Consider the following 6439-nt stretch of genomic DNA (forward strand, 5'->3'; position numbering starts at 1 on the left):
AAATAGACACCCGGCGAACGGACCAGCTGCGAGACCACGACACGCTCGGTGCCGTTGATGATGAACGTGCCCTTCGGCGTCATGAGCGGGAAATCGCCCATGAACACCGTCTGGCTCTTGATCTCACCGGTGGTGTTATTGATGAACTCCGCCGTGACGAACATCGGGGCGGAGAAGGTCATGTCCTTGTCTTTGCACTCATCGACTGAGTACTTGGGCGGCTCGAACCGGTGGTCGCGGAACGACAAGGACATGGTCCCCGAGAAGTCCTCGATGGGACTGATCTCTTCGAAGATCTCTTCGAGGCCCGACTGGGTCGGGACGTCCCTGCGCCCGGCCTGACGAGCCGCCTCTACCCGGCCCTTCCACTTCTCGTTGCCCAGCAACCAGTCGAACGACTCGGTCTGCAGAGCGAGAAGATCAGGAACTTCGAGGGGCTCCTGGATGCGCGCGAAAGAGACGCGACGGGGACCAGCGGGTACGGCGGAGGCGTTGCGCGAGGCTGCCAACAGATGTCCTTCCGAGGGCTCGCGGCGGACTGACTACACGCACGCCAGACAACCTCGCAACGTGAGCAAGCATCACGGGTCGTCAAAGGGCAGCGCAAAGGGGCAGTGTAGCCGAACGGCACACGCCTGTCCACTTCGCTCTCGCTGCATGCTCCACGTTGGTCGCAGCATCGCCCGTTCAGCCGCAAACGTCAAGCCCGCGAGCCCGACTTTTAGCCGCCTAGGGGCCCGGACGCTGGGTTTTCTCCCCAGTGTGATCGGGCGCCTACCGCCAGGCCCAAGACGATACCCGCGATCGTGGGCGGTTAACGCTCCGTCACCCCGGGGGTCGAACCCATGCCGACCGCCGGTGTAGCTGTGACTGGAGTACCCCTATCAAGGGCTTCACCAAACCTGATTTTTGGTAACAATTGAACGTAGCGGCACGCCCGGCGGCTCAAGCCGTTCCCAGCAGCGTGGACAGCCCCTCGACCAGCCATCGCCCGTCTTGCCTGACCATGACGAACCGGGCTCGGTTCTGGGTCACCTGTTGCTGGGGCCTGTCCTGGTTCGGCACTACTTTTACCGTAACCATGTTCACGAACAACAGGACCTCGACCCTGTCGGGCGTGGCGCGCTCGACGCCGGCGTCCACCACGGCCGCCGTGCGCACGGTCTTCTCGGCCTTGGCCTTGGACACCAGCGACGTGGTGAGCTCCTTGTAGTGCCTGGTCAGCTCGCCCGTCGTGTACGCCCCGGCCCTGGCCAGGTCGGCCTCCACCGAGCGGTAGTCGTAGGAGAACATGTCGGGGGCGACCTGGCGGGCCGTCGCCATCGCCTCGGCCCCGGCTCCTTCGGCCCCCCGCAGGTCACGCAGGTCGAACCACATCCTGGGCACCAGCACGCCCGCGACGATCACCAGGACGCCGAGCAGCACCACAGTGACGGTTCTCACACCACCTGCACCACCTTCGACACCAGCCACACGCCGCCGGCCTTGGTCACGTCCATCGTCCAGCGGTAGAAGCGCTCCTGGGGCGGGCTCTTGGAGCCGTCCCAGCGGATCTCGGCGTCGGCCACCACCAGCACCTTCGCGGTGCCGCCGGACATCGACACCAGGCCGGTCGCGCGCAGGACGCCGTGCTGGACGACCTTGTTGGCGACCGTGGTGCTCTTGAGCTTGCCCGCGATGGCCTGGTAGCCGGTTCTGGCGCCGCCCGTGCAGGTGTCGAGGATGCGCTGCACGTCGGCGTCGACGGTCCTGTAGTCGAGCGAGACCAGGTTCTTGGCGTGGGTGCCGGCCGCGAGCAGCGCGGCCTGCCGGTCGTCGGCCAGGGCCTGCGCGTCACGCGCCTGGAGGGAGATCCACACGCCGGCGGCGACGAGCGCCGCCAGCGTCACGCTGAGGGCGGCCACGAGGATGCGTGCCGGGCGCGCGGGAAGTGCTCCCACCTGTGCTCACCCCTTCCGGCCGGTCGCCGGATCATAACCCGCGAGCCAGTCCTGAAGCCCTGGAATCGACGGAGGCGGTTGGGGAGCGGGGGCGTTGCGGGCGCCGCGCACGCCGGTCGCGCTGCCGCGCGGCTCCCTGCAGAACGCCTCCGGGTCGGGTGGCCGGGTGCCGACGTCGTGGGGCTGGCGCCTGCGTACGCGCTCGTAGCCGCGGGTGCACGGCCTGGGGACGTTGAGGTCGAGGTCGAGGCCGAAGTGCAGGCCGTCCCGGTCGACCACGGAGAAGGCGCCCGCGACGGCGGCCGGGTAGCCGATCAGGAGCTGCCGGAGGGCGGTGACCCGGGCGGAGGCCGTCCGGCCGCCGATCACCAGGTGGGTCAGCAGCGGGCGCAGGTGAGGCGCGACGCCGTCGGTCAGGCGTTCAAGGGACTCGGCCGCGCGCGGGGTGCGGCCGATCACGTGGGCGAGGTCGCCGCGACCGTCGCGGAGCGAATCGGTCAGGCTCGCCAGATTCCCGGCGAATGCCTTCAGATGGCTCCCAGAGGCCCGCTGAGCGTCGAGCACGGTCTCCCCGTCGTGCAGCACCGCGACCGTCTCGGGAAGGACGCTCTCGGCCTGTCCGAGCAGCTTCTCGCCCGCGTCGGCCAGCCGTCGCAGGGCCGGCCCGTTGCCGCCGAGCCCCTTGTCCAGCTCGGTCACGACCGTCTCCAGGTCGCGCGGGTCGATCGAGGCCAGCAGGCGGTCGGTGTCGCCGAGCAGCTTGGACGTGGGGACCGGCAGCCGCGTGTGCGCGCGGTCGATCACGTCCCCCTCCCGCAGGTACGGCCCCGCGCCCCCGGCGGGCCGCAGGTCCAGGTACTGCTCCCCCACCCCCGACCGGTTGGCCACCACCGCCAGCAGGCCGCGGGCCGGGACCGGGGCGCCGGACCCGAGCCTGACCACGGCCCGAGCGCCGTCGCCCGCCACCGCCAGCGACTCCACCCGGCCGATCGGCACCCCTCGGTAGGTCACCTCCGAGCCGTCGAACAGCCCGCCCGCGTCGGCCAGCTCGACCGTGACCCGGTAGGCGGGGTCGAACAGGTCGGCGCCCACCCGGGCGTACCTGACCAGCGTGTACGCCACCGCCACCACCCCGATCAGCGCGAACGCCACCAGCCTGACGGTCATCGCGCACCGCCGAGCAGGTTGCGCAGCGTGGCGCCGGGCGAGGCGTCGACGGTCAGGTCGGTGTTGGCGTAGTCGCCGCGCAGCATGGACGAGGCCGACCCCGGGAACGGGAACGTGATCGCGGTCGCCAGCCCCGACGCGACGCTGTCGCGCGCCCGGTCGAGGTTGAGCAGGAGCTCGCGCAGGTGGCGCAGGTCGGCGAGGGCGTCGGCCTGGGAACGCTCGACGACGCGGGTGGCGGTGCGGCCGAGCCGGTCGAGGGCGGCGAGCATCGCGGTCAGGCCCGCGCGCTGGCCCTTGAGCAGGGCGACGGCCGGGCCGATCTCGGTGGCGGTGGCCCTGATCGTGGCGCGCTGGGCGGCCAGGGTGCCGGTGAGGCCGTCGAGGGCGTCGATCAGCCGGACGATCTGCTTCCTGGAGCCGTCGAGCCCCGCGGCGAACGCGCCGAGCCTGCGCAGCAGGTCCTTCAGCCGGGCAGAGCGGCCGTCGAGCACGTCGGCCAGCTCGCGGTTGACGGTCGCGAGCTGGTCGAGGCCACCGCCGTCGACCAGCAGCGAGGCGGCCGACAACACCTCCTCGACCTCGGCGGTCGTGCTCGTCCGGGCCACCGGGATCGGGCCGCTCAACCGCCCGTGCCCGGCGGGCAGCAGTTCGACGAACTTCTCCCCCAGCAGGCTCGTCTGCGAGATCGCCGCCGAGGTGCGGTCGGGCAGGGCGACGTCGCCGCGTACTTGGCAGACCACGTCGGCCCGCCAGTCGTCGCCCAGCTCCACGCCGGTGACCTCGCCCACGGTGACGTCGTCGACCTTGCACGGCGAGCGCGGCACCAGGTCCAGCGCGTCGGCGAACCGGATGGTCACCGCGTACGGCCGCGCGCCCAGGTCGGCGCCGCCGGGCAGCGGCAGCGAGGCCACCCCCTCGAAGCCGCAGCCGGCCAGGGTCGCGAGCAGCAGCGCCAGGACGAGCGGGCCTCTCATCGCACGGGTCCTTCCGGCAGGGGGTCGGGCGGCCGGATCGAGGCGGGCAGCGGGACCAGGTTCTGGATGATTGTGTCGAACCAGCGCCCGTTGCCGGTCGCGTCGGCGAGCTGCCGGGTGAACGGCCCGAGCAGGGCCAGCGACCGGTCGAGGCTCTCCTCCTGGCGGCGCAGCACGGCGACGAACGAGCGCAGCCGTTCGAGCGCGGGTCGCAACGTGGTCCTGTTGTCGGCGACCAGCCCGTCGATCTGCCCGGCCAGCACCACCGTGTCGACCAGCAGCCCGTGGACGACCGCCCGCCGCGCGGAGACCTCGCGCAGCAGCAGGTCGCCGTCGGTGACCAGGCCGTGCAGGTCGGCGTTGCGGCGGGCCAGCAGGCCGGTGACGGTACGGGCGTGGCCGACCAGGTCGTGGAGGCGGGCGTCGCGGGCGGCGACAGTGCGCGAGAGCCTGCCGAGCCCCCGGAGGGAGGCCCGGATCTCCGTCGAGGAGCCTTCCATGGTCTGCGACAACACGGTCATGGCCGCGGCCAGGGCCCGCTCGTTGACGCGTCCCGCGGCCGCGCCCAGGTCGGCGACGGCGGGCGCGACCTCATAGGGGACGCTGGTGCGCGACAGCGGGATCTGCCCCTGGAGCCGGCCGCCGCCCTCGGGGACGAGCATGACGAAGTGGGCGCCGAGCAGCGTCTTGATCCGGATGTCCGCCCTGGTCAGCGAGCCGAGCCGGACGTCGTCGGCCACCCGTAGATCGACGCGGACGTGGTCGCCTTCGAGATCGACGCCGGTGACCTCCCCGACCTTGACCCCGGCGATCATCACGTCGTCGTGCTCGCGCAGGCCCGCCGAGTCGGCGAACGCGGCCGAGTACGAGCTGCCGCGCGGCAGGCCGCCGACCGCCAGGGCCGCCACGACCAGCGCGAGGGCCACGACGATGCCGCCGACGCCCAGCGGCACGGGATCGCGTCTCCTGAAGGGGGTCAGTGGCATCGCGGGCTCCCGTTGACGATCTTCGGAGTGCGCACGCCGCCGCTCCTGACCGTGAGCGAGCAGAGGTAGAAGTTGAACCAGGATCCGTAGGAGGAGGCCCGGACGAGCCGGCCGAGACGGTCGGGGGCGCGGGCGAGGGTGTCCTCGACCAGGGCGCTCCTGGCGTTGAGCGCCTTGAGCAGCCCGTCCGCGTGCCGGACGCTCGCCCGCAGGTCGGGCCGGGCCCTGCGGACGAGGTCGCCGGTGACGGCGGTGAGACGGTCGAGGGTGGCCAGCGAGTCGCCGATGGCCTCGCGGTCGCCGGCCAGGCCGCCGATCAGGGCGCGCAGGTCGATCAGCAGGCGGTCGTAGTCGTGCTCCCGGCCGGCGATCTCGCCGAGCACCGTGCCGAGGTTGGTGATCACGCGGCCGATCACGGCGTCGCGGTCGGCGAGCGTGCCGGTGAGGGAGGCGATGTGGCCGAGCAGGGCCTCGACCGTGCCGCCCTCGCCCTGGAGCACCTGGACGATCTGCCAGCTCAGCTTGTTGACGTCCTGGGGGCGGATGGCGTTGAGCAGCGGCCTGAAGCCGTTGAACAGGGCCGTGACGTCGAGGGCCGGGCGGGTGCTGCTCACGCGGGCGCCCGGCGGCAGCAGGCCGGGGCCGCCGGGGCCGGTGGAGAGCGTCAGGTAGCGGTCGCCGACGAGGTTGCGCCAGCGGACGGCGGCCACGACCGAGCGGGGCAGCGCGGTGGTGCGCCGTACGGAGAAGGCGACCTCGGCCTGGACGCCCGCCAGCGTGACGCTCTCGACCCGGCCGACCCGCACGCCGGCGATGCGCACCTCGTCGCCCTCGCGCAGCCCCGAGGCGTCGGTGAACAGGGCGTGGTAGACGACCGCGGCGGTGAAGCGGGCGCCCGAGATCGTGATCGCCAGGGTGGCCACGCACAGGGTGGTGACGAGGGCGAAGACGGCCAGCTTGAGCGCCGGCCCGAGCGTGGTCATCGCAGCATCAGCCTCGCCAGGTCGGCCGTGCCGTCGTCGAAGCGCACCCCCGGGAAGGGCACGGGCGCGTGGTCGGGCAGGCCGTAGCAGGCCGGGCCCCTGCGGTCGGCGTAACGCGGGGTGTCCTTGCCCGGTTCGTACGGGTGCGCCGGCCGGACGATCTCCAGCACCGCCTTCGCGCTGCCGTGGCCGAAGGCGTTGTCCAGCAGCGGCCGGAGGCGGTCCAGTCCGCGCAGCACGCACGGGATGACGGGCGCGTGATGGGCGGCCACGTCGAGGGCCGGGCGGACGACGTGCGACAGGCCGACGATGCCCGGCTCGTCCGCGGTCAGCAGGCGGTCGGCGGCGGTGGCGGCCCGGGTGACGGCCGCGCCGGCCGGGCCGAT

General features: G+C 72.3%; 7 protein-coding genes and 1 pseudogene. All 8 read right to left on the reverse strand.

Features of this window, described 5'->3' with window-relative positions; genetic code table 11:
- Positions 1–509 (reverse strand): annotated as a pseudogene (locus ACWCSD_RS45005) (DNA-directed RNA polymerase subunit beta); the annotation flags it as partial.
- 436 nt (positions 510–945) lie between these two features.
- Positions 946–1443 carry a hypothetical protein gene (locus ACWCSD_RS45010; protein ID WP_352325416.1) on the reverse strand — a complete coding sequence of 166 codons (498 nt, stop codon included), beginning with the start codon at positions 1441–1443 and terminating at the stop codon, positions 946–948.
- A complete protein-coding gene (locus tag ACWCSD_RS45015; RefSeq protein WP_358289098.1) occupies positions 1440–1940 on the reverse strand; it encodes a hypothetical protein in 501 nt (166 codons plus the stop codon). Before ACWCSD_RS45015 ends, ACWCSD_RS45010 begins: the two co-directional genes overlap by 4 nt.
- A gap of 6 nt (positions 1941–1946) precedes the next feature.
- Positions 1947–3107, reverse strand: a complete 1161-nt coding sequence (locus ACWCSD_RS45020) for an MlaD family protein (protein WP_449924607.1) — start codon at positions 3105–3107, stop codon at positions 1947–1949.
- Complete coding sequence (locus tag ACWCSD_RS45025) at positions 3104–4084, reverse strand: MCE family protein (protein WP_397153934.1); 981 nt, start codon at positions 4082–4084, stop codon at positions 3104–3106. Before ACWCSD_RS45025 ends, ACWCSD_RS45020 begins: the two co-directional genes overlap by 4 nt.
- Positions 4081–5070 carry an MCE family protein gene (locus ACWCSD_RS45030; RefSeq protein WP_449924611.1) on the reverse strand — a complete coding sequence of 330 codons (990 nt, stop codon included), beginning with the start codon at positions 5068–5070 and terminating at the stop codon, positions 4081–4083. Before ACWCSD_RS45030 ends, ACWCSD_RS45025 begins: the two co-directional genes overlap by 4 nt.
- Positions 5061–6053, reverse strand: coding sequence for an MCE family protein (locus ACWCSD_RS45035; protein ID WP_449924614.1), 993 nt, complete (start codon positions 6051–6053; stop codon positions 5061–5063). Before ACWCSD_RS45035 ends, ACWCSD_RS45030 begins: the two co-directional genes overlap by 10 nt.
- A partial coding sequence (locus tag ACWCSD_RS45040; protein ID WP_449924617.1) for an MCE family protein occupies positions 6050–6439 on the reverse strand: 390 nt, incomplete at its 5' end. The genes ACWCSD_RS45040 and ACWCSD_RS45035, both read right to left, overlap by 4 nt.

This window comes from Nonomuraea sp. NPDC001684 (genome assembly GCF_053596515.1).

What these genes read in the sequence shown, in the direction of transcription:
- ACWCSD_RS45020 (WP_449924607.1), bottom strand. Translation starts at nt 3,107, where the DNA reads ATGACCGTCAGGCTGGTGGCGTTCGCGCTGATCGGGGTGGTGGCGGTG.
- ACWCSD_RS45025 (WP_397153934.1), bottom strand. Translation starts at nt 4,084, where the DNA reads ATGAGAGGCCCGCTCGTCCTGGCGCTGCTGCTCGCGACCCTGGCCGGC.
- ACWCSD_RS45030 (WP_449924611.1), bottom strand. Translation starts at nt 5,070, where the DNA reads ATGCCACTGACCCCCTTCAGGAGACGCGATCCCGTGCCGCTGGGCGTC.
- ACWCSD_RS45035 (WP_449924614.1), bottom strand. Translation starts at nt 6,053, where the DNA reads ATGACCACGCTCGGGCCGGCGCTCAAGCTGGCCGTCTTCGCCCTCGTC.